Source organism: Herbaspirillum sp. C7C8 (assembly GCF_022627875.1).
In the GTDB taxonomy this organism is placed as follows: Bacteria; Pseudomonadota; Gammaproteobacteria; order Burkholderiales; family Burkholderiaceae_D; genus Herbaspirillum.
The window spans coordinates 177417-202906 of sequence record NZ_JABXGG010000008.1 but is presented as its reverse complement, the minus strand read 5'-3'; the positions used below and the strand labels follow the sequence as shown (position 1 = coordinate 202906).

Here is a 25490-nt window from a genome sequence, read left to right as displayed (position 1 = left end):
GTGCAACCTTCAGGTGCGGGGCGCGGGCCACGCTGAGGACTTGCGCGGCGGTGAGGTTGAAGCCGTCGATGGTGATGAGTGACATGGAAACTCCGTAATCCTTCAATGAGCCTTCAGTGAGAAGCCTGAGCGCGGACTCAGGGCTGGAATTGTTCGACCAGATGGCCGAAGACCCGGGCGGCGATGCAGGCGTCTTCGACGGTCATCGTTTCGTCGGGGTGATGGCTGATGCCGCCGTTGCCACAACGGACGAAGAGCATCGCCACTTCGCCCAGCGGCGCCATGGCCATGGCGTCGTGACCGGCTCCGGAAGGCAGGTGGCGTACCGGCAAACCGGCCGTCTCGATGGCCTTGGCCAGCGCCGCCTGCAGACGCGGGGCACAGGGGACGCTGGCGGCCTCGTGGGTCTGGCGCAGGTCGATCTCCACCTGACGTCGCGCGGCAATGCGCGCGATCTCGGCGCGCACGTCGGCCACGGCGGCCAGGCGGTCTGCATCTTCCTCGGCGCGGATGTCGATGGAGAAGGTCGCCAGCCCCGGCACCACGTTGGCCGCGCCCTGGTTCACTTCCAGCATGCCCATGGTGCCGACCAGCCCCGGCTTGATGCCGCAGCGACGCTCGATGTACAAGCCAACCTCGGCGGCCGCCATGGCGGCGTCACGCCGCAGGTGCATGGGCACTGTCCCGGCATGTCCGGCCAGGCCGCGCACCTCGGCCATGAAGCGACTGGCACCCGAAATCGCCGTGACCACGCCCACGGGCAAGCCCTCATTGAGCAATAGCGGCCCCTGTTCGATATGGACCTCGACGAAGGCCGCCACCGAGGCGGGCGACCACGCATCCCCGGCAATGCGCGCCGGGTCCAGCCCGGCGGCCGCAATCGCCTGGCGCATGCTGATGCCCCCGGCATCAAGGTTCTCCAGCACGGCCTGGTCAAAGGTGCCGGCCACGGTGCGGCTGCCCAGCAGGGTGGCCTTGAAGCGCACACCTTCCTCCTCGGCAAAACCGATCACCTCGATGGGAAACGCAAAGCGCCGCCCCGCACGATGCCATTGGGCAATGCAGGCCAGCGGCAGCACGATGCCCAGGTTGCCGTCGTACTTGCCGGCATTGCGCACGGTATCGAAGTGCGAACCGGTCACCAGGGCCGGTCGGTGCTCATGGCCGGGCGCGGCCTCGTAACGCCCGATCACGTTGCCGGCGTTGTCACGCCGCACGCGCAGACCGGATTGCTCCATCCAGCGCATCAGCTCGGCGGCGGCGGCCTGGTGCGTGGGCGTGAGATAGGTCCGGGTCAGCATGCCGGGCGCCTCGCTGTGCTGCGCCAGCAGCTCGGCCCACTGCATCGCTTGCTGGCCGGCCTGCTGGCTGGACGGGTCCATGGCTTTCATCGCGTCTCCTCTGCTCGACCGGCTCCGGGATGGAGCAGGACTCGAAAAATTTCGTCTTTTTTTATTGTATTCAAAAATTGTATGCAATATAGTGATCTGGCGCCACCGCGACAAAAAAGATCACCAGCGTTGGCAACATTTCAATAAGACAAGTCAAGGAGACAACGGTGAGCAAACTATTCAAATCCCTGTTCGGGCAGGTGGTACTGGCGCTGGTGGCCGGCATCGTCATCGGCCTGCTGTGGCCCGACTTCGGCCAGAGCTTGAAGCCCTTGGGCGACGGTTTCATCAAGCTGATCAAGATGATCATTCCGGTCATCGTCTTTTGCGTGGTGGTGCAGGGCATCTGCGGGGCCAGCGACCTCAAGAAGGTCGGCAGCGTGGGGGTGAAGGCGATCATCTATTTCGAGGTGGTGACCACCATCGCCCTGCTGCTGGGCCTGGTGCTGGCCATCGTGGTACATCCCGGCGCGGGCATGAACATCGACCCCAGCAATCTGGACGCCAGCAGTCTGTCGGGCTACATGGCCAATGCCGGCAAGGTCAGGGAAGCCGGCTTTGCCGAATTCATCATGAAGCTGATCCCGGCCACCGCCGTGAGCGCCTTTACCTCCGGGGATGTGCTGCAGGTACTGCTGATCTCGGTGACCTTCGGCTGCGCCCTGTTGCTCATCGGCGAGAAAGGCGCGCCGGTCGTGGCGCTGGTGTCGTCGCTGTCGGATGCCTTCTTCAAGTGCATGTCCTTCTTCATCCGCCTGGCGCCGCTGGGCGTGCTGGGCGCCATCGCCTTCACGGTCGGCAAGTACGGCATCGGCTCCTTGAAGCAACTGGCCCTGCTGGTACTGCTGTTCTACGGTGCGGTGGTGTTCTTCGTACTGGTCGTGCTGGGCAGCATCCTGCGCGCCAGCGGCTTGTCCATCTTCAAGCTGATCCGCTACCTGCGTGAAGAGCTGGTGGTGGTGCTGGCCACGACTTCCTCGGACAGCGTGCTGCCGCAGATCATGCGCAAGCTCGAGCACATGGGCATCAAGAAATCCACGGTCGGCCTGGTGATCCCGACCGGCTATTCCTTCAACCTGGATGCCTTCTCGATCTACCTGACCATGGCGGCGCTGTTCATCGCCCAGGCCACCAATACCCATCTGTCCTGGGGCGACCTGGCGGCGATCCTGGCCATCGCCCTGGTCACCTCCAAGGGTGCGCACGGGGTGCCGGGGTCGGCCATCGTGATCCTGGCGGCCACGCTGACCACCATTCCGGCCATTCCGGTCGTGGGGCTGGTACTGGTGCTGTCCATCGACTGGTTCATCGGCATCGCCCGCGCGCTGGGCAATCTGCTGGGCAATTGCGTGGCCACGGTGGTCATCGCCAGTTGGGAAAAGGATATCGACAAGCAACGTGCCCGCGCCGTGCTCAATGGTGAACACGTGGCACCGCTGGTGGAGGAATTGCCCACGCTGGACCTGCTGGGCGTGCCCGGCAAGCCGGGTCGGGCCTGACCGGCAGCACTGGCGCGCGGGAAACGGCGATGGCTGAGCTGGCTACTGGTTACAATAGGGCGCCGCCGCATGGCGGCTTCCTGGCTACTCGTCCCCCAACACCATGACCGATTCCGCGCCCGCCCCCGACAGTTCCGACGCCATCGCCAGCGATATCGCGGCCAATATCGCCGCGCAGCGCCTGCCGCCCGGCGCCAAGCTGCCCGAGGAAGCGCTGGCGCGGGTCTACCAGGTCAGCCGCACCAAGATCCGCGCAGCGCTGGTGATGCTGGCCAAGGACAAGCTGGTGGACCTGGTCCCCGACAAGGGCGCCTTCGTCAGCAAACCCACGGTGGAAGAAACGCGCAACCTGTTCTTCGTGCGCCGCGCGCTGGAAGCGGCCATGGTGCGCCAGTTCGTGGCCTGTGCCACCGAAGAGGACTATGCCCGCCTGGAAGCGCATCTGGAACAGGAACGCCAGGCCGTCAAGGACGACAACATGCAGATGCGCTCTTCGCTGCTGAGCGACTTCCACATCCTGCTGGCGCGCATCGTGGGCAACGACGTGCTCACCGACATCCTGGAAAAGCTGGCCGGCCGCAGCGCCCTCATCACCATGCTCTACCAGTCTACCCGGGACGCCGCCTGCTCCAGCGAGGAACACGGCGCCTTCATCGCCGCCGCCCGGGCCGGTGATGTCGAACGGGCGGTGGAACTGATGGAGCACCACCTGCTGCATGTGGAACAGGCGCTGGCCTTCGAACCCAAGGCCGGCCCGCGCAAGGATCTGCTGCGCGAACTGCTGTCATGAATTCGTCAGGAAGCGCTGACCGGATCTTGAAAAACTTAGTAAAAATTCATTTTCATTCACATCAAGCTGCTGTCTGCAAGGGATAGCGGGCGGTCTGATCGGACATGGACTAAGTTTTCTTCATGTCGGCCCGCCACCGCCCAGGTATCGGCCAAGCCCGCATCAGACGGTGAAATCCCGCTGTATTCGACGGTTTCCCACACGCCCGCGCGGTCCACACTCATGCACCGGTCCGGATGCCGTCCACACAGGGTCAACAGGGCTGGAACAGAACACCAACAAGAATGATTTCAGGGATTCCACATGCTCAACTCCATCAAGGCCCGCATCCTGTTCTATACGATCCTCCTGCTCGTCGCCAGCCTGGCGGTGGTCGGGACGGTCTCCTTCTTCATCATCAAGACCGACAACGACAGCACCATCGAGCGCAACGCCCAGGCGGTGGCAAGCGGTTTCGGCTCCACCATCGATGAATGGGTGGCGACCCGCACGGCGATGACGGTCGCTGCCGCTGAAGGCGTGCAGGGTGCCGATCCGGTATTCGTCATCAAGATGCTGCAACAGAGTGGCGGCTTCTACGTCACCACCCTGGGGCGCGAAGACAAGACTGCCTTCACCTCCGACCCCAAGGGTCTGCCGGCCGGTTATGACCCGACCGCACGGCCCTGGTACAAGCAGGCGGTGGCGGCCGGCAAGCCGGTGCTGACCAAGCCCTATACCGATGTGGCAACCAAGAAGCCGATGGTGTCCTTTACCGCTCCGGTGATGCAAAACGGCCAGCGCGCGGGCGTGGTGGCGGCGGCCATGTTTTTGGACGGCGTCTCCGACGTGGTGCGTGCCATTCACCCGACCCCGGCCAGCTACGCCTTCCTGGTGGACCGTGACGGCCTGATGCTGGCCCACCCCGACGGCAAGTGGGTCAACAAGCCGGCCCGTGAGTGGAATGCCGAGCTGACCCCGGAACGCCTGCAAGCGCTGGGCGCCGATGACAAGGTCAGCGCACTGGAACTCGATGGTGCAGCCAAGCTCATCAAGGGCATTCCCATCAAGGGTACCGAGTGGACCCTGATGCTGGCCATGGACAAGGCCGACGTCACCGCCGGCATGCGCAATGCCACCCGCTCGGCGCTCATCGCCCTGGTGCTGGTGGCACTGGTGGCCGCAGGCATCATGAGCGTGATCACCACGGCCGTGTTCCAGCGCCTCTCGCGGGTGCGTCGGGCCATGGACAGCCTGTCCTCCGGCAATGGCGACCTGACCCTGCGCCTGGCCGAGGACGGTCACGACGAAGTGACCCAGATCTCGCGCTCCTTCAACCAGTTCGTCAACCAGATCACCGGCATCCTGCAGGACGTGCGCCGCAGCAGCGATACCGTCAAGATCTCGTCCACCGAGATCGCCACCGGCAACCAGGACCTCTCGGCCCGTACCGAGCAGCAGGCCGGTGCCCTGGAAGAGACTGCCTCGGCCATGGAACAGCTGACCTCGACCGTGCAGCAGAACTCGGAAAATGCGCGCCGTGCCAACGAACTGGCCGGCAACGCCTCCAGGATCGCGGCCCAGGGCGGTGAAGTGGTGGGCAACGTGGTCTCGACCATGGAAGCCATCAATGCCTCGTCGCGCCAGATCGCCGACATCATCACGGTCATCGATGGCATCGCCTTCCAGACCAACATTCTGGCCCTGAACGCGGCCGTGGAAGCGGCGCGCGCGGGCGAACAGGGACGCGGCTTCGCGGTGGTGGCCTCCGAAGTGCGTTCGCTGGCCCAGCGCAGCGCCCAGGCCGCCAAGGAAATCAAGCAGCTCATCGACAACTCGGTCACCAAGGTGGCCGATGGGGGCGTGCTGGTGGCCAAGGCCGGGCAGACCATGGAACAGATCGTCTCCAGCATCCGTGACGTGAGCGTCATCGTCAGCGAGATCGCCCACGCCAGTGGCGAACAGAATGGCGGCATCCAGGAAGTGAACCTGGCCATCACGCATATCGACGAAGGTACGCAACAGAATGCAGCGCTGGTCGAACAGGCGGCGGCCGCCGCCAAGTCCTTGCAGGACGAGGCACACCGCCTGTCGGTGCTGGTCGGCGGCTTCAAGATGTAGTCGGCCTCCCCCGCACCTTCACGGCCCGGCCGCACGCAAGCGGGTCGGGCCGTTTGCGTTAAAATGGCCAACGCAGTCAGCCTCTTCCGTCCTCCCGCAGGACGGGTCTGCCAGCCGCGCCGCCCCCGGACCATCTGCATGATGCGTCCACCGGATCTCCAGGGTGGCAACCCGATGACCCGTCCCGACCATGATGAATCCTCTGCCCCATCCCCCCGCCCTGCTCTCGACCCGCCTCAAGAATGAGACGGCGCCCCTGCACGAGCAGATGCACGCCCTGATAGAACAGGCGCAACCCTTTGCCAGCCGCGCACAATACCTGCGCTTCGTGACGGCCCAGTATCACTTCCAGCGCGATGTCGAACATCTCTTCGACGATCCGGCCATCCAGGCCGCCGTGCCCGATCTGCAGGTGCGCGGCCGCGAAGCCGCTGCCCTGGCCGATCTCGCTGATCTCGCTGATTTCGCCGACCTTGATGCGGTGCCGGGCGACATCGCCGTCGCGACCCATGACGTCGTCATGCCTGCGGCGCTGGGCTGGCTCTACGTGTCGGAAGGCTCGACGCTGGGCGCGGCCTTCCTGCTCAAGGAGGTCAAGGAGAAGCTGGGGCTGACCGAAACCTTCGGTGCGCGCAACCTGGCGGCGTATCCGGAGGGACGCGCGCTGGTCTGGCGCCGCTTCGTCAGCTTCCTCGACGCTCCCGGCCTGTCGACACAGGAACAGGATGCCGTAGTGGCCGGTGCGAGCGCGGCCTTCCATCGCTTCGGGGTGCTGTTGAAACGGCACTTCGCTCTGGACTGAAACCATGACGGACGGTCCGCGCAAGCCGCCCCTGGCGAGCCCGTGCAATGACGTGCCAGCCAGCCGCCTGGCGCCGCGCCGCACGCGCTGGCTGTGGCTGCTGCTGGCTTATGCGAGCCTGGGCATCGGCATCCTGGCAATCTTCATTCCCGGCCTGCCCACGACCGAATTCGTGCTGCTCTCCGCCTGGGCCGCCGGCAAGGGATCGCCGCGCCTGCAGCGCTGGCTGGAACAGCACCGCCTGTTCGGCCCCATGATCCACAACTGGCGCCATGGCAGGGTCGTGGCACGACGCGCCAAGATCAGTGCCTCCCTCATGATGAGCCTGTGCCTGGTCATCATGCTCTTTACCGTCAAGCGCCACTGGGTGATCGTGCTGGCAACGCTGGGCATGGCCGCCGGTGCGGCCTGGATGTGGTCGCGCCCGGAACGGGTGGAAGACGCCGAGCCGGGCGAGCGCTCATGAAAAAAGCCTGTACCGGCGACCACGGTACAGGCTCTTTCTCCTCCATGCGAGCTCAGGTGATCGAGGATGACACCTTCCACAGATCGACATCACCATCGGTGGCGTACTTGTCGATGCTGGCCAATTCCTCCTGGGTGAAGTCCAGCTTCCTGACCGCATCCAGCGAATCATCGAGTTGCTCGACGGTGCGCGCACCGATCAGCGCCGACGTCACGCGGGCATCGCGCAGTACCCAGGCGATGGCCATCTGTGCCAGCGTCTGGCCACGCCGGGTGGCAATCTCGTTCAATGCACGGATGCGTGCCAGATTGTCGTCCGACAGCATGCGCTGCGGCAGCGACGGCGCCCGTGTCACGCGCGCACCTTCCGGTACGCCGCCCAGGTACTTGCTGGTCAGGAGGCCCTGCGCCAGCGGCGAGAAGCCGATGCAGCCCACACCGAGTTCTTCCAGCGCGGGCAGCAGGCCGCCTTCGATGGCACGGTTGAGCATGGAATAGTTGGGCTGGTGAATCAGCAGCGGCACACCCTCGCTCTTGAGGATGGCCGCCGCCTTGCGCGTCAGTTCGGGCGAATAGGAAGAGATCCCCACGTACAGCACCTTGCCCTGGCGATGCAGGTGGGCCAGCGCGCCCATGGTTTCTTCCAGCGGGGTATCGGCATCGACGCGGTGCGAGTAGAAGATATCCACATAGTCCAGGCCCATGCGCTTCAAGCTTTGCTCGCAGCTGGCGATGAGATGCTTGCGCGCGCCGCTGGGGCCGCCATAGGGACCGGGCCACATCTGCCAGCCGGCCTTGCTGGAGATGACCAGCTCGTCACGGTAAGGCAGGAAATCCTTGGCCATCCAGCGGCCGAAGTTTTCCTCGGCCGAGCCGGCCGGCGGGCCGTAGTTATTGGCCAGGTCAAAGTGGGTGACGCCACGGTCGAAGGCGCGGCGCAGGATGGCGCGGCCGGTCTCGAAGTTGTCGACGCCACCGAAGTTCTGCCACAGTCCCAGCGAGACGGCGGGCAGCAAGAGGCCGCTGCGACCGGTGCGGCGATACGGCATGCGGCCATCGTAGCGGGAGGGTTCGGCGATATAGCTCATGGGTCTCCTTGGAGAAGTGTTCTGCGGGAAGAATCGAGGGGAAACTGCTGGAACAGCCACTTCCTGGGTGGTGTGCTGAAGTCTACGCTTCTCTCATTGATTCATTAAATGCAAAATTTTGATGCGATTGATCTGTCTGACAGATGAATCGTCAGGCCCGTTCCCGGTACTGACTTATCGTGCCGGCAGGATGACGGTGGCGATCAGGCCGCCTTCCGGATGGTTGCGCAACAGCAGCTCGCCGCCGTGGGCTTGCACGATGTTGCGCGAGATGCCCAGCCCCAGGCCCATGCCACCGCTATTGCTGGCACGACCATGTTCCAGTCGCACGTAGGGCTGGAACAGCGTACGCATGGCGTCTTCGGGCACACCGGGGCCGTGGTCGCGGATCTCGATTTCCACCAGGTCGCCGCCGGCGCCGGCCGAGGGACGGATACTGATCTCGACCTTCTGCCCGTAATGGAGGGCGTTGTCGAAGAGGTTGCCGATGGCGCGCTTCAAGGCCAGCGGCTTGGCCATGACGTTGATGCCGCAGGGCGTGAAGGCGATCTCGTGGCCGGCCAGGCGGGCATCGCGGATCATGCGCAGCACCAGCGCATCGAGCCGCACTTCGGTACGGTTCTCGTGGATGTCGCTGTCCTTCACCGATTGCAGGGCGCCCTTGACCATCATGTCGAGCTCATCGAGATCGTCATGGAAATCGGTGCGCATGGCATCGTCATCCATGAGCTCGGTACGCAATTTCAGGCGCGTGATGGGCGTGCGCAGGTCATGCGAGATGGAGACGAAGAGGCGCTCGCGATCTTCCAGATAACGTTTGATGCGCTCGCGCATGCCGGAGAAGGCGCGCGCGGTCTTGACGTATTCGCGGCTGCCGGTCTCGGGCAGGCTGGGCACGGTCTCGCCCTTGCCGAAGGCTTCGGCGGCATCGGCCAGGGCGGCCAGGGGACGGGTGGTCCAGCGCACCACGAGGATGGTCAGCAAGAGAATGGCGGCCAGCGACATGCCCTGCAACACCAGGCGGTCCAGCCACAACGGATTGTCACTGTCGAGGAAATACGGGTTGGGCATGAGCGCGGCCAGGTAGATCCAGCGGCCGCTTTCGACCGGCATCTGAATCACCAGGACCGGGGCCGAGTTGGGCTTGGTCAGCAGGATGTGCTGCACCCAGTTGTCGGGCAGGTCGTTGACGGTGAGACCGTCGCTGGCCACCGGCAGGCCATCCGGCCAGGCGAAGGCGAGCCGCGCTTGCGGCAGGAAGGGCAGGTCTTCGCGCAGGGTCTGGGCGGTCACGTCGATGGCCAGGTCAGCCAGGTGACTGGCGCCGATGGAGCGGACCGGCACGGCGCTGCTGTTGGCGTTGATGAAGAAGCGCGTCCCGCCCATCTCGCGCAGCTGCTGGATCATCAGCGGACGATAGTTGGGCGGCAGGGTCATGAAGTAGCGGATTGCCGAGGCGGCGCTATGGGCCAAATGCTGCGCGGCCACGCGGGTCTCGGCCTCGGACTTGATGCGCAGCTGCACGGACCAGATCAGGCCACCGGCCACCTGCGTGACCAGCACGCCGAAGATCATCACCACCGACAGGCGACCCAGCAGGGAATCCGGCAACATCCAGTCCAGCAGGGCCGCCAGGCGATGGCGCAGGCCGGGTGGACGGCTGGCCTGCGCCTGGGCCGGCGGCGGCGCCGCGGTATCAGGCGGCTGCGGCACTGACGTCGGCCGAGAAGACGTAACCGGCACCGCGCACGGTCTTGATCAGGTGCGGCTGGCGACCGCCGTCATTGAGGCGCAGGCGCAGCTTGCTGATCTGCACATCCAGCGAGCGGTCCAGCGGACCGGCATCGCGGCCGCGGGTTTCTTCACAGAGCACGTTGCGATCGAGCACGTCGCCGGGATGTTCGACGAAATACTTCAGCAACTGATAGTCCATGCCGGTCAGGGGCACGATCTGGCCGGCGCTGTCGGTCAGGGTGCGTTCGACCGTATCGAGCGCGAACCCGGCGAAGCGGTAGTAGCGCGGTGCAGCGCTGTTGTCGATGCCGGTGCGGCGATGGATGGCCTTGATCCGCGCCAGCAGTTCGCGCGGGCTGTAGGGCTTGGCGATGTAGTCGTCCGCGCCCAGCTCCAGCCCCACCACCCGGTCGGTCTCGTCCGAACTGGCCGTGAGCATGATGACGGGGACGTTGGATTTGCGCCGCACCGCCTTGCACAGAGCGAAGCCGTCGGTGTCGGGCAGCATCACGTCGAGGATGACCAGCGAGAGCTCATCGGCAAAGCGCTGGAATTCGCTCAGGAAGGCCGCACCATCCTCGGCCAGGCGGACTTCGTACTGGTTCTTCTCCAGATAGGCTTTCAAGAGGGTACGGGTCTTCAGGTCATCGTCGACGATCAATATCTTGCGCGTCATGTTGCTGCTCCATCTCCGAAATTCTTAATCGTTACGATTGCGGGCGAGTGTACGCGCAATCGCCGCAAGTCGTTTCTGGGTCTGTTCTTCGCTGATGTTGCGGTCGAGGAAGAAGCGCTGCACCTCGGCCACGATGGCGTCCTTGGTCGTATCGTCGGTGGCCATGCGATGCACCAGGCTGGGGGCCTGCCAGGCCGGGCCCTTGCTGAAGGTGCGCCAGGAATCGCGTGCGCAGCGGTCCATGTGCGGATCGGCTGCGCGCAACACGGAAATCGAGCCCTTGATCCTATTGTATTCGGACTGCACCGCCGGCGACATGGTCAGCCGCGCCAGCGTTTCCTGCATCGACTGGTGCGCATGGTTGCCGGCGAACATGGCCAGGGTATCGGTACTGTAGAGGTGGAACTCGCCCGTGCCCGGTGCCGGCGCACAGCCGAACTGCTGGTCCACCTCCATGCCCCAGGCATTGAGCTCGCCCTTGGCCCAGTCCCCCATGATGAGCATGGCCGCCTCGCCGCTGACCATGCTGCGCGCCATTTCGGTCCAGGGTCGCTCGCGCAGGGGTTGCGGCATGGCTGCGGCCAGGCTGCGCAAGCGCTGGAGGATGTGCAGCATGCGCGCATCGAGATAGGCGTCCGGGTTCATGTCCACGAACAGGCGGCGGTAATAGGCGGGGCCGCTCTCGGCCAGCGTCAGGTTCTCGAACAGGGACGCCAGTTGCCAGGCTTCGGCGCTCTGTGCCAGCGGGACGATGCCGGTGCCCTGGAGCTTCTTGACGATCTGGTCGAAATCATCCCAGGTCTTGGGCGGTGTGAGCTTGTAGCGCTTGAAGATGGCCGTGTTGTAGAACAGCGAGTTGATGCGGTGGATACCCAGAGGCGCGGCGACCACGTGACCGTGATTGTTGAGCAGCGACCAGACCGTAGGGAACATCAGCTTTTCCCAGTTGCCCTGCGCGGCCACATTGTCCAGCGTCAGCAACAGACCGAGGTCGGCCCATTCACCGAAGACCACGCCATTCAACTGCGTCACTTCGGGTGCACGATTGGCCAGCACCATGCTCTTCAAGACCTTGGCCGCCCCCATGCCGGCACCGCCCGGAATGGCCACGTCGCGCCACTGGATATCCTGTTTGGCCAGCTGATTGACCACCACGTTGATGGCCTCGCGTTCGCTGGCCGAGGTCCACCAGTGCAGCACCTGCAGCGACCCGCCGCCACCGGCGGGCGGCACCGGCGACGACGACTGCGACTGCGCGCGGGCCGGCAGCAATCCCAGCCACAGCGTCAGCGCGAGCAGGCACAGCACGGCCAGCCCGCAGCGGGCCGGACCGACGCGTGCATTCGCGGACCGTTTCGTTTTTATCATGGGGGATGCTGTCTCCAAACCGGAACAGACTATAGCCGGGTGACTGCCATTGTGCAATTTGCGACTGGACTGCGCCTGGGCCGGCCTGTCTTGTCCACAGGCGTGGTGACGCAACGGGCATCCTGACGCCGGTGCGGCCCGAGCAGCTCTCATGCCTGCGCCCGGCGCGCCTCTTCGATGAAAGCCCGCAGGTAATCAGTTTCCACGTCGCTTTCTCGCGCGCCCAGATAGATGTGCTTGGCGATGCCGTGCTTGCCCAGCCGTACCGGCACGATCGCCATCTGCTCGGCGTATTCCAGTACCAGCCAGCGCGGCAACGCTGCCACGCCGCGTCCGCTGGCCACCATCTGCAACATGATGTCGGTCGTCTCGATGGTCTTGTGGCGACGGGGGACGACGCCTGCCGGGGCCAGGAACTGGGTATAGATGTCCAGTCGGTCCACCGGCACCGGATAGGTCACCAGCACTTCGTTGTTCAACTGCCTGGGCTTGACGTAATCGGCCTGCGCCAGCGGATGATCGGCGGCCACCACCAGCACCTGTTCATAATCGAACACCGGCTCGAAGACCAGGCCCGGCTTGTCCAGCGGATCGGGCGTGACCAGCAGGTCGATCTCGTAACCGAACAACGCGCCAATGCCACCGAACTGGAATTTCTGCTTCACGTCCACATCCACGTCCGGCCACGCAGCCAGATAGGGCGACACCACTTTGAGCAGCCATTGGTAACAGGGGTGACATTCCATGCCGATGCGCAGCGCGCCGCGCTCGCCCTGGGCGAACTGGCGCAGGCGTTCCTCGGCCAGGCTCAGTTGCGGCAGCACGCGGTTGGCCACGGCCAGCAGGTATTGGCCCGCCTGCGTGAGACGCAGGTGGCGCCCTTCGCGCAGCCAGATGTCGGTGCCCAGCTGCTGCTCCAGCTTCTTCATGCTATGGCTCAGGGCAGATTGAGTGACATGCAGTACGCCGGCCGCAGCCGTGAGCGAGCCCTGACGCTCGACTTCCTGCACGATGGAGAGATGGATGCGGTCCAGCATGATGTTGAATCAAACTCATGGTTTGTGGTGATTCCATCATTTTATTTCATGTGGGCATCTGGACGACATCTTGCCTTGGCAAGTCGATTCGGATGATCGTCAGGCCATTCTCCATCGCATGAAAAACTAAGTTTTTTTCTTTTCATGACGATCAATATCTGCGCTCATTTTCCGGACGGCGCACCGCTTTCTTGCAAATTGCTGACAAGGGCTATCGCCCGCATGGGCTTTTGTGGTGCGGACTTCCGGTCAGTACTTTGTCAGCTTCCCGCATGCGGCGATGTGCGTACTGCCGGATCGTCCGTTTCGAACCTTTCAGCAGTCCCGTGCTCGAATCCTAATACTGTACGACGTCTAGCCAGTCATCGCGCAGTTACATCCCATCACAATTCCGACGTCAACTGGGCAGCGTGATGTGCCGTTAGCCAGACTATCGCCACGTCGTTTCCCTGCTGCGCTACGCATCGAGGACTTACATCATGACAACAAGAAACAGATCTTCCGCCATCATCCTCTCCGCCTCGCTGCTGGGTGCAGTGCTGGCCCTCTCCGCCTGCCAGAAGCAGGATGCCGCTCCGTCCACGGCAGCGGCCGCGCCGGCGGCGCCGGCCACCCCACCCTATACGCCGCCCACGGCCCAACAACTCTCGCAGATGGTGGCACCCATCGCTCTCTTCCCGGACAAGCTGGTGGCGCAGGTGCTGGCCGGGGCCACCTATCCGGACCAGATCGTCGCGGCCAACCAGTGGCTGGGTCAGAATGGCGCGCTCAAGGGCGACATCCTGCAGGCGGCCGAGGACAAGCAGCCCTGGGATGTCAGCGTGAAGTCGCTCACCCTGTTCCCGGCGGTGCTCTCGCAGATGGCCACCAATGTGGACTGGACCCGCTCGCTGGGCGAGGCCTTCGTCAATGACCCGAACGATGTGTTCAATGCCATCCAGGCCCTGCGTCTGCGCGCGCAGCAGGCCGGCAATCTCAAGACGTCCTCGCAGCTGAAGGTGGTGAGTACCGCACGCAGCAGCGAGACGGTCCGCGTGGAGAATGCGCCCGCGCCACGCACTGTCTATGCCGGCGCTCCGGTGATTCCGCCGCCGCCGCAGACCATCGTGATCGAATCCAGCCAGCCCGATACGGTCTATGTGCCGGCCTACAATCCGGCGGTGGTCTATGGTCCGCCGGTGCCGGTCTATCCGGGCTATGCGTACCGTCCGCCCAGCCCGGTGGCCAATGAAGTCGTGGTCGGCGCCCTGTCCTTCGGTGTGGGCGTGTTCGTGGGTGAAGCCGTCAGCCACCATGCCGGCTGGGGCTGGCATGACTGGGGCATGCACTGGGGCGGTTCCGGTGGTGACGGCGGCTCCTCGGGCAACTGGCAGCGGCCAGCCGTGGTGTACAAGAACACCACCTATGTCTCCCGCTCGACGACGGTGATCAATCGCGTGACCAACAACAATGTGACGGTCAACAATACGCGGGTGGTGAACAACAATGTGAACAACGTCAGTAACGTCAATAACGTCAATAACGTGCGCAATGTCGACGAACACAATGTCAACAACCAGACCCGTATCGACAATCACCGCGAAGCGATAGCCCCCGCTGCCATGAGCATGCCGCACTTCACGACCAGCGACGCCCGCCCCGGTGCGATGCCCTCACCGCATGCGCAGCCCGCGCAGCAAAAAATGGAGTTGACCAACCGGGCCGCTGCGCACCAGCAAGCCGTGCAGGACGAGGCCGCCCGCCAGCATCAGGAAGCGGCGCAGCAGGCCCGGCGCGAACAGGAGCAGCACGTGCAGAAGGAACAGCCGGCCGCACATGAACGTGAGCAGGCCGAAGAAAGAAAGGCAGAGACGATGAAGCACGAAAATGCGCATCCTCCGCTGCCGGCGCATTCCCCTGCAACAGCGCGGCATGAAGACCGCGCGCAACAGCAGCAGCACGAGCAAAAAGCGGCGGCGCATGCACAGCAAGCCCACGCCGAACCCAGGCACGAGCCCGCCAGGCACGAACAGGACAAGCATTCCAACGAGAAACACGAAGGCGAGAAGCAAGAGCGAGAAAAGCACAACGGCTGAAGTCGCCCCTCCCCCTGTCATCGCTGAGCACCAACACCAAGGGCCGCTGCAATGCGGCCCTTGGTGTTTGACGCTACGGCCATCAGCGACCGATGCGATCCGGATCGGTACGCTGGTCCAGCGTCAGCTGCAGGAAGACCAGATCCAGCCACTTGCCGAACTTGGTACCGACCTGCGGCATGTGGCCGACCTGCTCGAAACCCAGCTTCTTGTGCAAGGCGATGGAGCCGACATTGCTGGCATCGATGGCGGCCACCATGACGTGCTTGCCGACGGCGCGGGCACGCGGGATCAGGGCCTCCATCAAGGCGATGCCCAGTCCGGCGCCACGATGATCCTTGTGGACATAGACCGAATGTTCCACCGAATGACGGAAGCCATCGAAGGGCCGCCAGTCACCGAAGCTGGCATAACCCAGCACTTTGTCATCCTCCACGGCCACCAGTACCGGATAGCCCAGCTGGCGCCGCGCAGCGAGCCAGTCCTGGCGGTTCTTGTCGTCCACCAGCGTGTCGCTCCAGATGGCGGTGGTGTTGACCACGGCGTCGTTGAAGATCAGGGTGATGGCGGGGATGTCGGCGGGAGTGGCGTCGCGAATCTGCATGGTGTCTCGGGTCTCAGGTCTCGGTTATGAAGTTCAACGGCAACAACGATCAGGGTGAGCAGTGTAGCCGAAGACGGCGACGGGATGATCTTGCCCTGCGGCAGCGTCTTAAGACATCTGACAACTAGAAGTGTTAGAATGCGTGCGCTCATCCATAGAGCGCCCGCCTTGCCTGATTGATGATGGCCAGGACCGGGAATGACAAGAAATGCCAGCCCCGCAGGCTGGACGCAAGATCGGAGACGAGTTGACCCACTCTGAGATTGCGACCCATGACCGATTCCATTGCCCCGACATCCCACCTTGCGCAAGCCGCTTCCGGCGCTGCCGGTGCCTGCGCGCGGGGGCGGCATCGGTGGCGGCGGGCGCGGTCCTGCACGGTGCGCGCAGACTCCGGCGCCTTGTGCAGCCTGTTTTCCACCCACTCCACTTTGCTCCCATCATGACCACCAAGTTCAGTCCCTCGCGGCGTGCCGTCCTTGCGGCCACCGCAGCGGCAGTGCCGCTAGTCTCGCTGCCAATACTCAAGCAGGCCCGGGCCGATGGCCTGGAAGGCATCGAGCTGCAGCACTACCAGCCGGTGTTCTTCAATGCCGCGCAATGGCTCTTCATCCTGGCCGCCTGCGACCGCCTGATCCCCGCCGAAGGGCGTGGACCGGGCGCGCTGGAAACCAATGTGCCGGTCTTCATCGACCAGCAACTGCACGCCGGCCTGGGCAACGACATCTACCAGCAAGGTCCGCATCAGACGGACGCGCCTGCAACGCTGGGTTTCCAGATTCCCTACACACCGCAGCAGGTCTATCGCATCGGCATCGACCTGACCCAGCAACTCAGCCAGCAGCAGCACGGCAAGCGCTTCGAGCAGCTGGACGCCAGGGACAAGGATGCCCTGCTGACGGCACTGCAAAAGAACGCTGTCGATTTTGGCGCGCTGGGCGAAAAGGCGATGAAGCCATCGCAATTCTTTGGTCAGTTGCTGGGCGATACCAAGAACGGCTATCTGGCCGATCCCATGTATGGCGGCAACAAGGACATGAAAGCCTGGGTCGCCATCGGCTTCCCCGGCGCGCGTGCGGCCTATACCGAATGGGTGGACCAGCACAACGTGAAATATCCGCTGGGCCCCGTGAGCCTGTCGGGCAAGCGCGCCTGATGCGTGCGGCCCGCCATCTCAACGCCCTCGCCTGCAACCTCTTACTGATTGATCTCCATGCCTGACATCACCAACGACAACGTCGACGTCGTCATCGTCGGCCTCGGCTGGGCCGGCTCCCTCATGGCCATCGAACTGGCCCTGGCCGGCCTGAAGGTACGCGCCCTCGAACGCGGCCCGGACCGTCCGCCCGAGGACTTCGCCTATCCCAAGCCAGCCGACCAGTACGGCTACGCAACCCGCAACAAAGTCTTCGCCATGCCGCGCGATGCTGCCCTGACGGTGCGCTACAACACCGCGCAACAGGCGCTGCCGACCCGCAAGTGGGGCGCCTTTGCGCCCGGCACCGGCGTGGGCGGCTCGGGCCTGCACTGGACGGCGGTATTGATCCGTCCCACGCCCACCGACCTCAAGCTCAAGACCTACGCCGACCAGGCCTACAAGCACGGCCAGCTCGATCCGGAGATGCGCATCAAGGATTTCCCCTTCACCTGGAACGAGATCGAGCCGCACTTCGATTTCTTCGAGAAGGTGTGCGGCCAGTCGGGCAAGACCGGCAACCTGCGCGGCCAGATCCAGCCGGGCGGTGACCCCTTCGAAGGACCGCGCTCGAACCCCTATCCGCTGCCACCGCTGCACGACACCTACAACAGCAGCCTGTTCGCCGACGTGGCGCGCAAGATGGGTTACCACCCCTTCCCCAACCCCTCGGCCAATGTCTCGCAGGCCTGGACCAATCCATATGGCGCGCAGATCGCCCCTTGCAACTACTGCGGCTTCTGCAGCAAGTATCCCTGCCTGAACTACTCCAAGGCGTCGCCGCAGACCACCATCCTGGATGTGGTCAAGCGCATGCCCAACTTCGACTACAAGGTCAACGCCAACGTCATCCGCGTGGATCTGCACGCCGACAAGAAGACCGCGCGCGGGGTGACCTACATCGACGAGAACATGAAGGAAGTGTTCCAGCCGGCCAAGATCGTGATTCTCTCCGGCTTCCAGTTTGCCAACGTGCGCCTGATGCTGCTCTCGGGGATCGGCAAGCCCTATGACCCGATCACCGAGACCGGCGTCATCGGCCGCAACTATGCCTTCCTCTCCAACGGTGGCGCGACGCTGTTCTTCAAGGACAAGCACTTCAATTCCTTCGCCACGGCCGGCGCCAGCGGCGAAATGTTCAACGATATCTCCCCGGGCAACTTCGACGATGGCATCAAGCTGGGCTTCATCGGCGGCGCCAAGATCCACAGCTCGCAAGCCTCGGGCGCGCCGATCGGCACGGCACTGCCACCGGGTACGCCTAGCTGGGGGCGCGGCTGGAAGGAGGGCATGATCGACTGGTACGACCATTCCATGAAGATCAGCATCACCACCACCTGCATGTCCTATCGCGGCCACTTCCTGGACCTCGATCCGAACTACAAGGACCCCTGGGGCCAACCGCTCTTGCGCATGACCTTCGACTGGCGCCAGAACGAACTGAAGCTGCAGCGCTACCTGCGCGACATCGTGCTCAAGATCGCCAAGGAGCTCAATCCCGATCACATGTCGGAAAGCTTCCTGGCCCTGGATTCGCACTGGGACATCACCAAGTACGTTTCCACCCACAACGTGGGCGGCGCCATCATGGGTGATTCGCCGCGCGACTCGGCCCTGAACAAGTACCTGCAATCCTGGGACGTGCACAACGTCTTCGTCCCCGGCGGCAATGCCTTCCCGCAGAACTTCCAGGCCAATCCGACCGACACCATCGGCGCCATCACGCTCATGGCGGCGCAAGCCATCAAGACGCAGTACCTGAAGAACCCCGGCCCGCTGGTCCAGGTGTAAGGGGGGAGAGAACATGAAAAAACTGACTTCATCGTTTGCAGCTCTGGTCCTGTCGCTGGCTGCGCTGGGTACGCTGGGTGCGCTCAATCCGGCGCACGCGGCCGACCAGGATGCGGTGGCGCGCGGCCAGTACCTGGCCCGCGCCGGCGACTGCATGGCCTGCCACAGCGCCGCCGGCAAGCCGGCCTATTCGGGCGGACTGGCCATCGACAGCGGCCACGGCATCATCTACTCCACCAACATCACGCCGGACAAGGAACACGGCATCGGCAACTACAGCGAGGCGCAGTTCGCCGCTGCCGTGCGCCATGGCGTGCGTGCCGATGGTACGCAGCTCTATCCGGCCATGCCCTACCCCAGCTATGCCAAGGTGAGTGACGAGGACATCCACGCCCTCTACACCTACTTCATGCAAGGGGTGAAGCCGGTGGCCTCCACGCCGCCGGCCAGCAGCATGAGCTTCCCCTTCAACATCCGCTGGGGGATGAAGCTGTGGAATGTCTTCTTCGCCAATGACAAACCCTTCAAGGAGCAGGACGGCTGGACCGCGGAGATCAAGCGTGGTGCCTATCTGGCCGAAGGCCTGGGCCACTGCGGCAGCTGCCACACCCCGCGCGGGTTCGCCATGAACGAGAAGGCCAGCGACAGCAGCCAGGCGCAATTCCTCTCGGGCGGTGATCTCAATGGCTGGGCCGTGCCCTCGCTGCGCGGCATGCCGCACTGGAGCGCACAGGACATCGTCGACTACCTGCAGACCGGCCGCAACAAGACCGCCTCGGTGGCCGGCGAGATGAGCCTGGTGGTGGAACACAGCACCGCGCACCTGAAGCCGGAAGACCTGCAGTCCATCGCGGCGTATCTGAAGACGCTCTCGCCGGTGGCCTCGGCCAGCAGCGGTCGCGTCACGCCGCAAGGGGTCGAGGCGACCACGAAGAAACTCACGGCCGCCAAGGACCTGAGCCTGGGCGAGCGCCTGTACCTGGACAATTGCGCGGCCTGCCACTTCGTCAACGGCAAGGGCGCGCCGGGCATCTTCCCGGTGCTCGATGGGGCGACCGTGGTCAATGCCGACAATCCCAGCGCATTGCTGCACGTGATCCTGGCTGGCGCGCGCACGCCCTCCACCGAGAAGGCACCGTCGATCCTGGTCATGCCGGGCTTTGCCCATCGCCTCTCGGACAAGGAAGCGGCAGAACTGGCCAGCTTCGTGCGCCAGGGCTGGAGCAACCAGGCAGGGGCGGTGTCGGAGAAGGAAGTGAAGCGGATGCGGGAAGGCCTCGCCAAGCACGGGTCCTGATTTCCAGCGCGGATCGCCGCTGTGAAGAAAAAGGCTCGCATGGCAACATGCGGGCCTTTTTTACGCCGCGCTCACGCCATGTCGACCGCACGACGATTGACCACGATGAACGATCGCGCCACTATAGCGCCCAGGCACTTCTTCTTGAAAGCACGCATGCTCCCCACTTATGGCGCCACCTATCGCGGCAAGCACATCAGCGTCTCCTGCACGCAGCAACGTGATGGCGACGTCCTTTGCACCGTGCAGATCGACGGCGAACCGGCCCCCGGCCTGCGCGGCAATCCCTTCGCTTCGGTGGCATCGGCACAAGTGGCCGGCGTGGGTTACGCACGGGCGATGATCGATACCCAGCTCGACAATGACGTGGCCGAGCATCACGGCTATTTCATCCGGGTCAGCAGCAGGGAGCAGATCGACGGCACCTGGGTCGGTAGTTACCAGCTGCATCGCAATGACAACCCGGTCGCTTTCCGGCGCGTAGTGTGCGAGGACTTTCGCGGCAATACCCCGGTAGAGGCAGAACAGTATGCGATGGCCACGGCCTTCGTGGCAGTGGACGCCGACGTCAAGGCCGGCAAGCTCTGAGCGGATGGGGCAGCTTCAGGCCGCTTTCTTGCGGCGGCTCGGCAGCTTGTCGTGCTGGGCCAGGATGGCCGACAGCAAACCCGGAAAGCGTTGCTCGATATCGGCGCTGCGCAAGGTGTTGATGTGGGTGGTGCCATTGCTCTCGGTGCGCACCAGGCCGGCTTCGCGCAAGACCTTGAAGTGATGCGAGACGGTGGACTTGGGACGACCGCCATCGAGCTCGCCGCAGGTCGCACATTCCACGCGCGCCAGGTGGCGCACGATTTCCAGGCGGATCGAATCGCTCAGCGCGTAGAGCACGCGCTCCAGCACGAACTCGGCAATCTCGGGATGTTTGTAGGGACGCATCTGCAAGATGATACACCTTGGGTTATACTCCTTCCATAGTTCGAATATTTACGAACAACCGAAGCGAGTGCTGTGCCAGTGCAGTGCTTGTTGATTTCATCTTCATCATTGACAAGAAGCCACCCATGTCTGCTCTCTTTACTCCCTTCAAGCTCAAGGATCTGACCCTGCGCAACCGCATCGCCGTCCCGCCCATGTGCCAGTACATGGCAGTGGATGGCAAGGCCAACGAATGGCATCTGTCGCACTACGCCAGCATCGCCCGTGGCGGTGCCGGTCTGGTGATTGTGGAAGCCACTGCCGTTGCCCCGGAAGGCCGCATCACGCCGGGCTGCACCGGCATCTGGTCGGACGAGCTGGCGCAAGCCTTCGTGCCGGTCGTGCAAGCCATCAAGGCAGCCGGTGCCGTACCCGGCATCCAGATCGGCCACGCCGGCCGCAAGGCCAGCGCCAATCGTCCCTGGGAAGGCGACGACCATATCGCTGCCGGCGATGCGCGCGGCTGGGACACCATCGCCCCCTCCGCGATTGCTTTCGGCAAGGGCTTGCCCAAGGTCCCCAAGGCCATGAGCCTGGACGACATCGCACGTGTGCGCCAGAACTTCGTCGATGCCGCCATCCGCGCCCGCGACGCCGGCTTCGAATGGCTGGAGCTGCACTTCGCCCATGGCTACCTGGGCCAGAGTTTCTTCTCGGCGCATTCCAACCAGCGTGACGACATCTATGGCGGCAGCGTGGAAAACCGTGCCCGCTTCCTGCTGGAAACCCTGCGTGCCGTGCGCGAAGTGTGGCCGGAACACCTGGCCCTGACGGTGCGTTTCGGCGTGCTGGAATACGATGGCCGCGACGAGCAGACGCTGGTTGACTCCATCGGCGTGGTGCGCCAGTTCAAGGAGATCGGCATGGACATGATCAGCGTGACCATGGGCTTCACGATCCCGGAAGTGCAGATCCCCTGGGGGCCGGCCTTCCTCGGCCCAATCGCCAAGCGCGTGCGCGAGGAAGCTGGCGTGCCGGTGTCGTCGGCCTGGGGCTTCGGCACGCCGGAACTGGCCGAGCGCGCCGTCAAGGATGGCCAGCTCGATCTGGTGATGGTGGGCCGCTCGCACCTGGTCAATCCTCACTGGACTTACCAGGCCGCCAAGGAACTGGGCGTGGAGCGCCCCTCCTGGACGCTGCCGGCACCTTACGCGCACTGGCTGGAACGTTATTGATGAGCTGATGCGGCGACTCGCTGCCTTGGCAGCATGACCGCATTGCCGGCCTGCAAGCCGCTCAGGGATTGCCTGAGCGGCTTGTGTGTTTTCTAGAACCCATTTCATAAATAGGCGTGAGTGCGAGCGGCTCCCGTTTGGGATGAAGTGCAAGGCGCGAATTTGGGTCAAGACTGGGCGTCTTGACCCAAATTCGTAACGCAGCAATTCGCCCAAACGGGCCGCTCCCTCCGGGTTCTGTCCAGAAAGGGCGCTGGCCGCGTTGCGCTCCTTGCGTGTGGCACCGCCACACGACGCGTCGCGCGCCTTGCCAGCGCCCTTTCTGGACAGAACGCATCTCACGCCTATTTATGAAATGGGTTCTAGGGAAAATCACTAGAGCCAGGCAAGGTGCTTTCTCCTAAGATGAAGTCGTCTTGAGGAGATCATCATGTTCACCACCTTCCTGCTGACTGCCGTTCTCTCTACCCTGGTCGTCGTCGCGATATCGGCGACGGGGATCTATCTGTTGGCCGAAGCCCGCTGGCGGCATCATCCGCTGGCCCGCAGCGCCAGCCTGCCGCCCCGGCGGCTGCCGTATTGAGCGAGCGGGACGGTTCCTCTGTGGATGCCGCCTGGTGTGTGTCTGCCTGAATCGCGATGAAATGATGTTGGCCCCCTGGTCGTCGGACCCGGGGGATTTTTTTTGCGCCGGCCTTACAGGGCAGAGTAGCGCGGCAACAGGTCCTGGTCGGCGAGGCGAATTTCGATGGCGTTGGCGGCCTGGATGTGATCGGGGTTTTCATCGTCAAACGCATCGCCCGCCACTGAGACGATGATGGTGCCGCGTTGCTGTCCGTCCTCGTTCAATACCGGCAGCAGCTCGGCCGCCTCGGGGACTTGGGCGCGCGTGATCCTGCCTGGCAGATACAGCAGCCATCCGGCGCCGGGGCGATCGGCGAAGACCTTGTGACGCGTGCCATAGTTGCCAGGATCGACCGCGATAAAAGGAGGGTGCCATTGCAGCGAGAGCCCCGTCAGCACCTTGATCAGATTGGCCTTCCGACAAAGCGCAGGAACCGCTTGCGTCTGCAAGAGAAACGTCGAATTGCCAGGATCATCGGCCAGCGTCAAGCCAAGAAGGATCGCCGCACCGCCGTCTTCCTCATAGCCGTTCCACGTCCCCAGGTAGCGGAAATGGCTGGCGGGTTCTTGCCGTTCATTCTCTGCGACGATGGCCAGTGCGGCGCGCGTAGGGCCCTCTCTTTCAAATGCCTGGATACGACGAGCGTCTTCTGGCGTATCAGCAGGCGGGCACCAATCTTCCAGCGGCATGCCGATGGGTTCGAGCAGAAGTGCAACTTTCCACAGCATGGAAAAATGCTCCGAGCCGTCCGGCAGCGTATGCAGTGCTGAAACAAAAGCAAATTTGATATCGAGATTCACGGTCAGGGTAAGTGGACAATGTGGATGGGAAATCTGTTAAGGATGAACACCTCGCTTAGGTGACGAAAGACCAATTCGTCTTGCACATACCAGTACAAACGGGCCGGCGGCGACTTCAAGACGGTGCAACTCTGCGCCTTGGCCTGCCTGAGCAGGTTCTGGTATCCCTTGTTGAGGTAAAAAAACTTTGGCCGGCTGGTCTTCTGGTCAAAAAACTGCGCATACCGTCCCTTGGCCTCTTGCAGCAGACACGGGCCGAGCTGGAATCCATCGAAATCAATGTCATCGAAGGCCCACTCGGTATAGGGCGCAAACCCGGTCACGCGCGCCTGATAGGCCCGCGCCTCTTCAGACATGTGCCAGTTGCGGGGTACCAGGCTCCCCGCTGAGGGCGGACAGCGCTTGCAGGACTGATCTTTATTCAACACATCGGCCTGGCTCAAAGGAGAAGACTTGGCCTCTTCAGCCCTGCGCGAACTGCTGTAAATGGCCGCCCCGGCACCGGCTGCAGCCGCCGATGCACCCAGCCCTATCCATCCAAGAATCTCGCTGCTGAGCAGCGGTACCGCCACGACGGGAGCGATCATGATTTGCGCTCCCCATCTTGCGGCGCAGCCAGCTTGTGCAGGACGGCGATCATGTCATCGAGCCTTTGTTCGGGCGTGGCGCCCGGACGGCGAAGATAGCGCACGGTGCCCGGACGACGGAACAGACCCGGCCAATCGGCCGACAGATACATCATGTAGATCAGGTGGGACAGCGCACCGAAGCCCAGCGACAAACCATGCTCATAGGCCTCGCGCATGCGCCGGATTAACTCGCTGCGGCCCGGCACGCGCTGCAGGTCGGCACGCTCGGCCAGAAACTGGTCGGCCACGGCAGCAATGAAATGTTCGGTATCGCGTGCACGCAAGCGCGCCAGGTCGTCTTCATCGAGGCGGATCATGTCGGCCTCCCGATGTGAACCCGGCGGCCGTCGAGCAGCAGGTGCCATTCAAACAGCTGGCCGAAGAGCGTATGGCGCTGCGCTGCCTTCAGGTCACGCGCTGCTGCGGCCAACACACGCGGATCCCAAAAACGCAGCAGTGCAGTGCGTCCGTCGGGCAAACTCATCTGCATGCACAAGCGCAATAGTTGCGCCAGGCCCTGCAGATCCTGCGGGCCGATGATCCAGGAAACCGCAGGAGCAATGGCTTCCAGACGGCTGATCTGATCCAGCAACACTGGAGACAGCTTCTCGGCCGCCAGCAGCCAGGGCCCGGCGGGGGCCAGATGCGCATCGACAGTCTCGGCAAAAAGTGAAATGACGCCCGGCGCCGCCCGTAGCGCCGCATTCGTGCAGGACTCGTAGTGCAGTCCGTCCACGAGGGCGTACAGCTGCAGTGCCGGCATGGTCTTCCTGGCCTCGGCCAGTCGCTTCATGATGTCGGCGGCCATCAGCTGCGCACCAGCAGGGTGGCGCCGCTGATGGCAGCATCGCGCATGCAGCTCAGGCAGATGCCGGAGTCGACGGATGCGGCATTCCCGGCACCGGCCTTGGCCACCTCGGCCTCAGCGGCCATGAATTCCGGACTGGCGATCCGGCCCTCGGCATGCGTGCTGGTAGCTTGGCTGGCGATGAGTGTAGCGCCACAGGCGGTGCGGTCACCGTGGCGTGCCACGGCCTGTCCCAACGAGAACATGTCGCCCGCGCCGGTAGTGATGGCAAAGGTCCCTTGACACCGAGGGCAGACCGTCTGATCGCCCACGCGTGCCACCGGCTTGCCGTGGACCATGAAAGTAAGATCGCCGGAGATGACCGTGCCGCCGTGGCTGGTCTTGTCCCCGATGGTGATGAAGGCTTGTGGCATACGCTCCTCCTCTGCAGTAATGACGTCAGCCGCAGCGCGAAGAAGAGAATCCGGAAAAACCTTCAGCCGGTGCCGCAGCAAGGCCGCACATCATGCCGGGGCAAGACGCGTCGGCCCGCATGGGGCAGAAAAGAAGAGCGAATTATGGAAGTA

Annotated in this window: 25 protein-coding genes; 12 read left to right on the top strand and 13 right to left on the bottom strand. The window is 63.7% G+C overall.

Annotated elements, in window-relative coordinates; translation table 11 throughout:
* Nucleotides 1-137: 137 nt before the first annotated feature.
* Nucleotides 138-1391: an allantoate amidohydrolase gene (locus HWE01_RS12130; protein WP_175343704.1), complete on the bottom strand. Its 1254-nt coding sequence runs from the start codon at nt 1389-1391 to the stop codon at nt 138-140.
* 167 nt (nt 1392-1558) lie between these two features.
* Here HWE01_RS12130 and HWE01_RS12125 point away from each other — a divergent pair, with 167 nt between their 5' ends.
* The 5 genes from HWE01_RS12125 (at nt 1559) to HWE01_RS12105 (ending at nt 7048) form a co-directional block, all read left to right on the top strand.
* A complete protein-coding gene (locus HWE01_RS12125; protein ID WP_008333315.1) occupies nt 1559-2890 on the top strand; it encodes a C4-dicarboxylate transporter DctA in 1332 nt (443 codons plus the stop codon).
* Between the two features lie 103 nt (nt 2891-2993).
* Nucleotides 2994-3680 (top strand): GntR family transcriptional regulator, encoded by a 687-nt coding sequence (locus HWE01_RS12120; protein WP_008333317.1) that lies wholly within the window; start codon nt 2994-2996, stop codon nt 3678-3680.
* 303 nt (nt 3681-3983) lie between these two features.
* Complete coding sequence (locus HWE01_RS12115) at nt 3984-5780, top strand: methyl-accepting chemotaxis protein (RefSeq protein WP_008333321.1); 1797 nt, start codon at nt 3984-3986, stop codon at nt 5778-5780.
* Nucleotides 5781-5970: 190 nt separating this feature from the next.
* On the top strand, nt 5971-6582 hold the full coding sequence (locus HWE01_RS12110; RefSeq protein ID WP_502798436.1) for a biliverdin-producing heme oxygenase: 612 nt from the start codon (nt 5971-5973) through the stop codon (nt 6580-6582).
* Nucleotides 6583-6586: 4 nt separating this feature from the next.
* Complete coding sequence (locus tag HWE01_RS12105) at nt 6587-7048, top strand: YbaN family protein (RefSeq protein ID WP_034351473.1); 462 nt, start codon at nt 6587-6589, stop codon at nt 7046-7048.
* 52 nt (nt 7049-7100) lie between these two features.
* Here the strand turns inward: HWE01_RS12105 and mgrA are convergent, their stop codons facing one another.
* From mgrA to HWE01_RS12080, 5 genes are all read right to left on the bottom strand, one after another.
* Nucleotides 7101-8135 carry an L-glyceraldehyde 3-phosphate reductase gene (gene mgrA / locus HWE01_RS12100; RefSeq protein WP_241821939.1) on the bottom strand — a complete coding sequence of 345 codons (1035 nt, stop codon included), beginning with the start codon at nt 8133-8135 and terminating at the stop codon, nt 7101-7103.
* A gap of 174 nt (nt 8136-8309) precedes the next feature.
* Nucleotides 8310-9848: an ATP-binding protein gene (locus HWE01_RS12095; RefSeq protein WP_241821938.1), complete on the bottom strand. Its 1539-nt coding sequence runs from the start codon at nt 9846-9848 to the stop codon at nt 8310-8312.
* The gene (locus tag HWE01_RS12090; RefSeq protein WP_008333332.1) at nt 9832-10545 is read right to left on the bottom strand and encodes a response regulator; all 714 of its coding nucleotides are present in this window, start codon (nt 10543-10545) and stop codon (nt 9832-9834) included. The genes HWE01_RS12095 and HWE01_RS12090 overlap by 17 nt, the downstream gene beginning before the upstream one ends.
* Nucleotides 10546-10569: 24 nt before the next feature.
* A complete protein-coding gene (locus tag HWE01_RS12085; protein WP_241821937.1) occupies nt 10570-11913 on the bottom strand; it encodes an ABC transporter substrate-binding protein in 1344 nt (447 codons plus the stop codon).
* Nucleotides 11914-12062: 149 nt separating this feature from the next.
* Entirely contained in the window at nt 12063-12950 is an 888-nt protein-coding gene (locus HWE01_RS12080) for a LysR family transcriptional regulator (protein WP_175343709.1), read from the bottom strand.
* A 479-nt stretch (nt 12951-13429) separates the two neighbouring features.
* Between HWE01_RS12080 and HWE01_RS12075 the strand changes: the two genes are divergently transcribed.
* The gene (locus tag HWE01_RS12075) at nt 13430-15025 is read left to right on the top strand and encodes a DUF3300 domain-containing protein (protein ID WP_241821936.1); all 1596 of its coding nucleotides are present in this window, start codon (nt 13430-13432) and stop codon (nt 15023-15025) included.
* 82 nt (nt 15026-15107) lie between these two features.
* On the opposite strand, the gene HWE01_RS12070 is transcribed toward HWE01_RS12075, so the two are convergent.
* Entirely contained in the window at nt 15108-15629 is a 522-nt protein-coding gene (locus HWE01_RS12070) for a GNAT family N-acetyltransferase (RefSeq protein WP_008333341.1), read from the bottom strand.
* Between the two features lie 442 nt (nt 15630-16071).
* On the opposite strand from HWE01_RS12070, the gene HWE01_RS12065 reads away from it, so the two are divergent.
* The 4 genes from HWE01_RS12065 (at nt 16072) to HWE01_RS12050 (ending at nt 20500) form a co-directional block, all read left to right on the top strand.
* A complete protein-coding gene (locus HWE01_RS12065; RefSeq protein ID WP_008333343.1) occupies nt 16072-16785 on the top strand; it encodes a gluconate 2-dehydrogenase subunit 3 family protein in 714 nt (237 codons plus the stop codon).
* Between the two features lie 57 nt (nt 16786-16842).
* Nucleotides 16843-18615: a GMC family oxidoreductase gene (locus HWE01_RS12060; protein ID WP_241821935.1), complete on the top strand. Its 1773-nt coding sequence runs from the start codon at nt 16843-16845 to the stop codon at nt 18613-18615.
* 13 nt (nt 18616-18628) lie between these two features.
* Complete coding sequence (locus tag HWE01_RS12055; protein ID WP_241821934.1) at nt 18629-19912, top strand: c-type cytochrome; 1284 nt, start codon at nt 18629-18631, stop codon at nt 19910-19912.
* 156 nt (nt 19913-20068) lie between these two features.
* Nucleotides 20069-20500: a hypothetical protein gene (locus HWE01_RS12050; RefSeq protein WP_008333348.1), complete on the top strand. Its 432-nt coding sequence runs from the start codon at nt 20069-20071 to the stop codon at nt 20498-20500.
* Nucleotides 20501-20515: 15 nt separating this feature from the next.
* On the opposite strand, the gene HWE01_RS12045 is transcribed toward HWE01_RS12050, so the two are convergent.
* Nucleotides 20516-20848 carry an ArsR/SmtB family transcription factor gene (locus HWE01_RS12045; RefSeq protein WP_008333354.1) on the bottom strand — a complete coding sequence of 111 codons (333 nt, stop codon included), beginning with the start codon at nt 20846-20848 and terminating at the stop codon, nt 20516-20518.
* Nucleotides 20849-20973: 125 nt separating this feature from the next.
* On the opposite strand from HWE01_RS12045, the gene HWE01_RS12040 reads away from it, so the two are divergent.
* Complete coding sequence (locus tag HWE01_RS12040) at nt 20974-22062, top strand: NADH:flavin oxidoreductase/NADH oxidase (RefSeq protein WP_241821933.1); 1089 nt, start codon at nt 20974-20976, stop codon at nt 22060-22062.
* 430 nt (nt 22063-22492) lie between these two features.
* Complete coding sequence (locus HWE01_RS12035; protein WP_008333357.1) at nt 22493-22645, top strand: hypothetical protein; 153 nt, start codon at nt 22493-22495, stop codon at nt 22643-22645.
* 113 nt (nt 22646-22758) lie between these two features.
* Here HWE01_RS12035 and HWE01_RS12030 read toward each other — a convergent pair whose 3' ends face one another.
* From HWE01_RS12030 to HWE01_RS12010, 5 genes are read right to left on the bottom strand one after another with little or no spacing between them, the layout of a single operon-like run.
* On the bottom strand, nt 22759-23487 hold the full coding sequence (locus tag HWE01_RS12030) for an Imm52 family immunity protein (RefSeq protein ID WP_241821932.1): 729 nt from the start codon (nt 23485-23487) through the stop codon (nt 22759-22761).
* A 2-nt stretch (nt 23488-23489) separates the two neighbouring features.
* Nucleotides 23490-24074 (bottom strand): restriction endonuclease fold toxin 5 domain-containing protein, encoded by a 585-nt coding sequence (locus tag HWE01_RS12025; protein WP_241821931.1) that lies wholly within the window; start codon nt 24072-24074, stop codon nt 23490-23492.
* A complete protein-coding gene (locus HWE01_RS12020; RefSeq protein ID WP_241821930.1) occupies nt 24071-24433 on the bottom strand; it encodes a hypothetical protein in 363 nt (120 codons plus the stop codon). The genes HWE01_RS12025 and HWE01_RS12020 overlap by 4 nt, the downstream gene beginning before the upstream one ends.
* On the bottom strand, nt 24430-24924 hold the full coding sequence (locus tag HWE01_RS12015) for a DUF4123 domain-containing protein (protein WP_241821929.1): 495 nt from the start codon (nt 24922-24924) through the stop codon (nt 24430-24432). The genes HWE01_RS12020 and HWE01_RS12015 overlap by 4 nt, the downstream gene beginning before the upstream one ends.
* On the bottom strand, nt 24924-25337 hold the full coding sequence (locus HWE01_RS12010; protein ID WP_241821928.1) for a PAAR domain-containing protein: 414 nt from the start codon (nt 25335-25337) through the stop codon (nt 24924-24926). Before HWE01_RS12010 ends, HWE01_RS12015 begins: the two co-directional genes overlap by 1 nt.
* Between the last annotated feature and the right edge of the window lie 153 nt (nt 25338-25490).

Coding starts and splice junctions, on each gene's coding strand:
- HWE01_RS12130 (WP_175343704.1), bottom strand. CDS start 1,391: ATGAAAGCCATGGACCCGTCCAGCCAGCAGGCCGGCCAGCAAGCGATG.
- HWE01_RS12120 (WP_008333317.1), top strand. CDS start 2,994: ATGACCGATTCCGCGCCCGCCCCCGACAGTTCCGACGCCATCGCCAGC.
- HWE01_RS12115 (WP_008333321.1), top strand. CDS start 3,984: ATGCTCAACTCCATCAAGGCCCGCATCCTGTTCTATACGATCCTCCTG.
- HWE01_RS12110 (WP_502798436.1), top strand. CDS start 5,971: ATGATGAATCCTCTGCCCCATCCCCCCGCCCTGCTCTCGACCCGCCTC.
- HWE01_RS12105 (WP_034351473.1), top strand. CDS start 6,587: ATGACGGACGGTCCGCGCAAGCCGCCCCTGGCGAGCCCGTGCAATGAC.
- mgrA (WP_241821939.1), bottom strand. CDS start 8,135: ATGAGCTATATCGCCGAACCCTCCCGCTACGATGGCCGCATGCCGTAT.
- HWE01_RS12090 (WP_008333332.1), bottom strand. CDS start 10,545: ATGACGCGCAAGATATTGATCGTCGACGATGACCTGAAGACCCGTACC.
- HWE01_RS12085 (WP_241821937.1), bottom strand. CDS start 11,913: ATGATAAAAACGAAACGGTCCGCGAATGCACGCGTCGGTCCGGCCCGC.
- HWE01_RS12080 (WP_175343709.1), bottom strand. CDS start 12,950: ATGCTGGACCGCATCCATCTCTCCATCGTGCAGGAAGTCGAGCGTCAG.
- HWE01_RS12075 (WP_241821936.1), top strand. CDS start 13,430: ATGACAACAAGAAACAGATCTTCCGCCATCATCCTCTCCGCCTCGCTG.
- HWE01_RS12070 (WP_008333341.1), bottom strand. CDS start 15,629: ATGCAGATTCGCGACGCCACTCCCGCCGACATCCCCGCCATCACCCTG.
- HWE01_RS12065 (WP_008333343.1), top strand. CDS start 16,072: ATGACCACCAAGTTCAGTCCCTCGCGGCGTGCCGTCCTTGCGGCCACC.
- HWE01_RS12060 (WP_241821935.1), top strand. CDS start 16,843: ATGCCTGACATCACCAACGACAACGTCGACGTCGTCATCGTCGGCCTC.
- HWE01_RS12055 (WP_241821934.1), top strand. CDS start 18,629: ATGAAAAAACTGACTTCATCGTTTGCAGCTCTGGTCCTGTCGCTGGCT.
- HWE01_RS12050 (WP_008333348.1), top strand. CDS start 20,069: ATGCTCCCCACTTATGGCGCCACCTATCGCGGCAAGCACATCAGCGTC.
- HWE01_RS12045 (WP_008333354.1), bottom strand. CDS start 20,848: ATGCGTCCCTACAAACATCCCGAGATTGCCGAGTTCGTGCTGGAGCGC.
- HWE01_RS12040 (WP_241821933.1), top strand. CDS start 20,974: ATGTCTGCTCTCTTTACTCCCTTCAAGCTCAAGGATCTGACCCTGCGC.
- HWE01_RS12035 (WP_008333357.1), top strand. CDS start 22,493: ATGTTCACCACCTTCCTGCTGACTGCCGTTCTCTCTACCCTGGTCGTC.
- HWE01_RS12025 (WP_241821931.1), bottom strand. CDS start 24,074: ATGATCGCTCCCGTCGTGGCGGTACCGCTGCTCAGCAGCGAGATTCTT.
- HWE01_RS12020 (WP_241821930.1), bottom strand. CDS start 24,433: ATGATCCGCCTCGATGAAGACGACCTGGCGCGCTTGCGTGCACGCGAT.
- HWE01_RS12015 (WP_241821929.1), bottom strand. CDS start 24,924: ATGGCCGCCGACATCATGAAGCGACTGGCCGAGGCCAGGAAGACCATG.
- HWE01_RS12010 (WP_241821928.1), bottom strand. CDS start 25,337: ATGCCACAAGCCTTCATCACCATCGGGGACAAGACCAGCCACGGCGGC.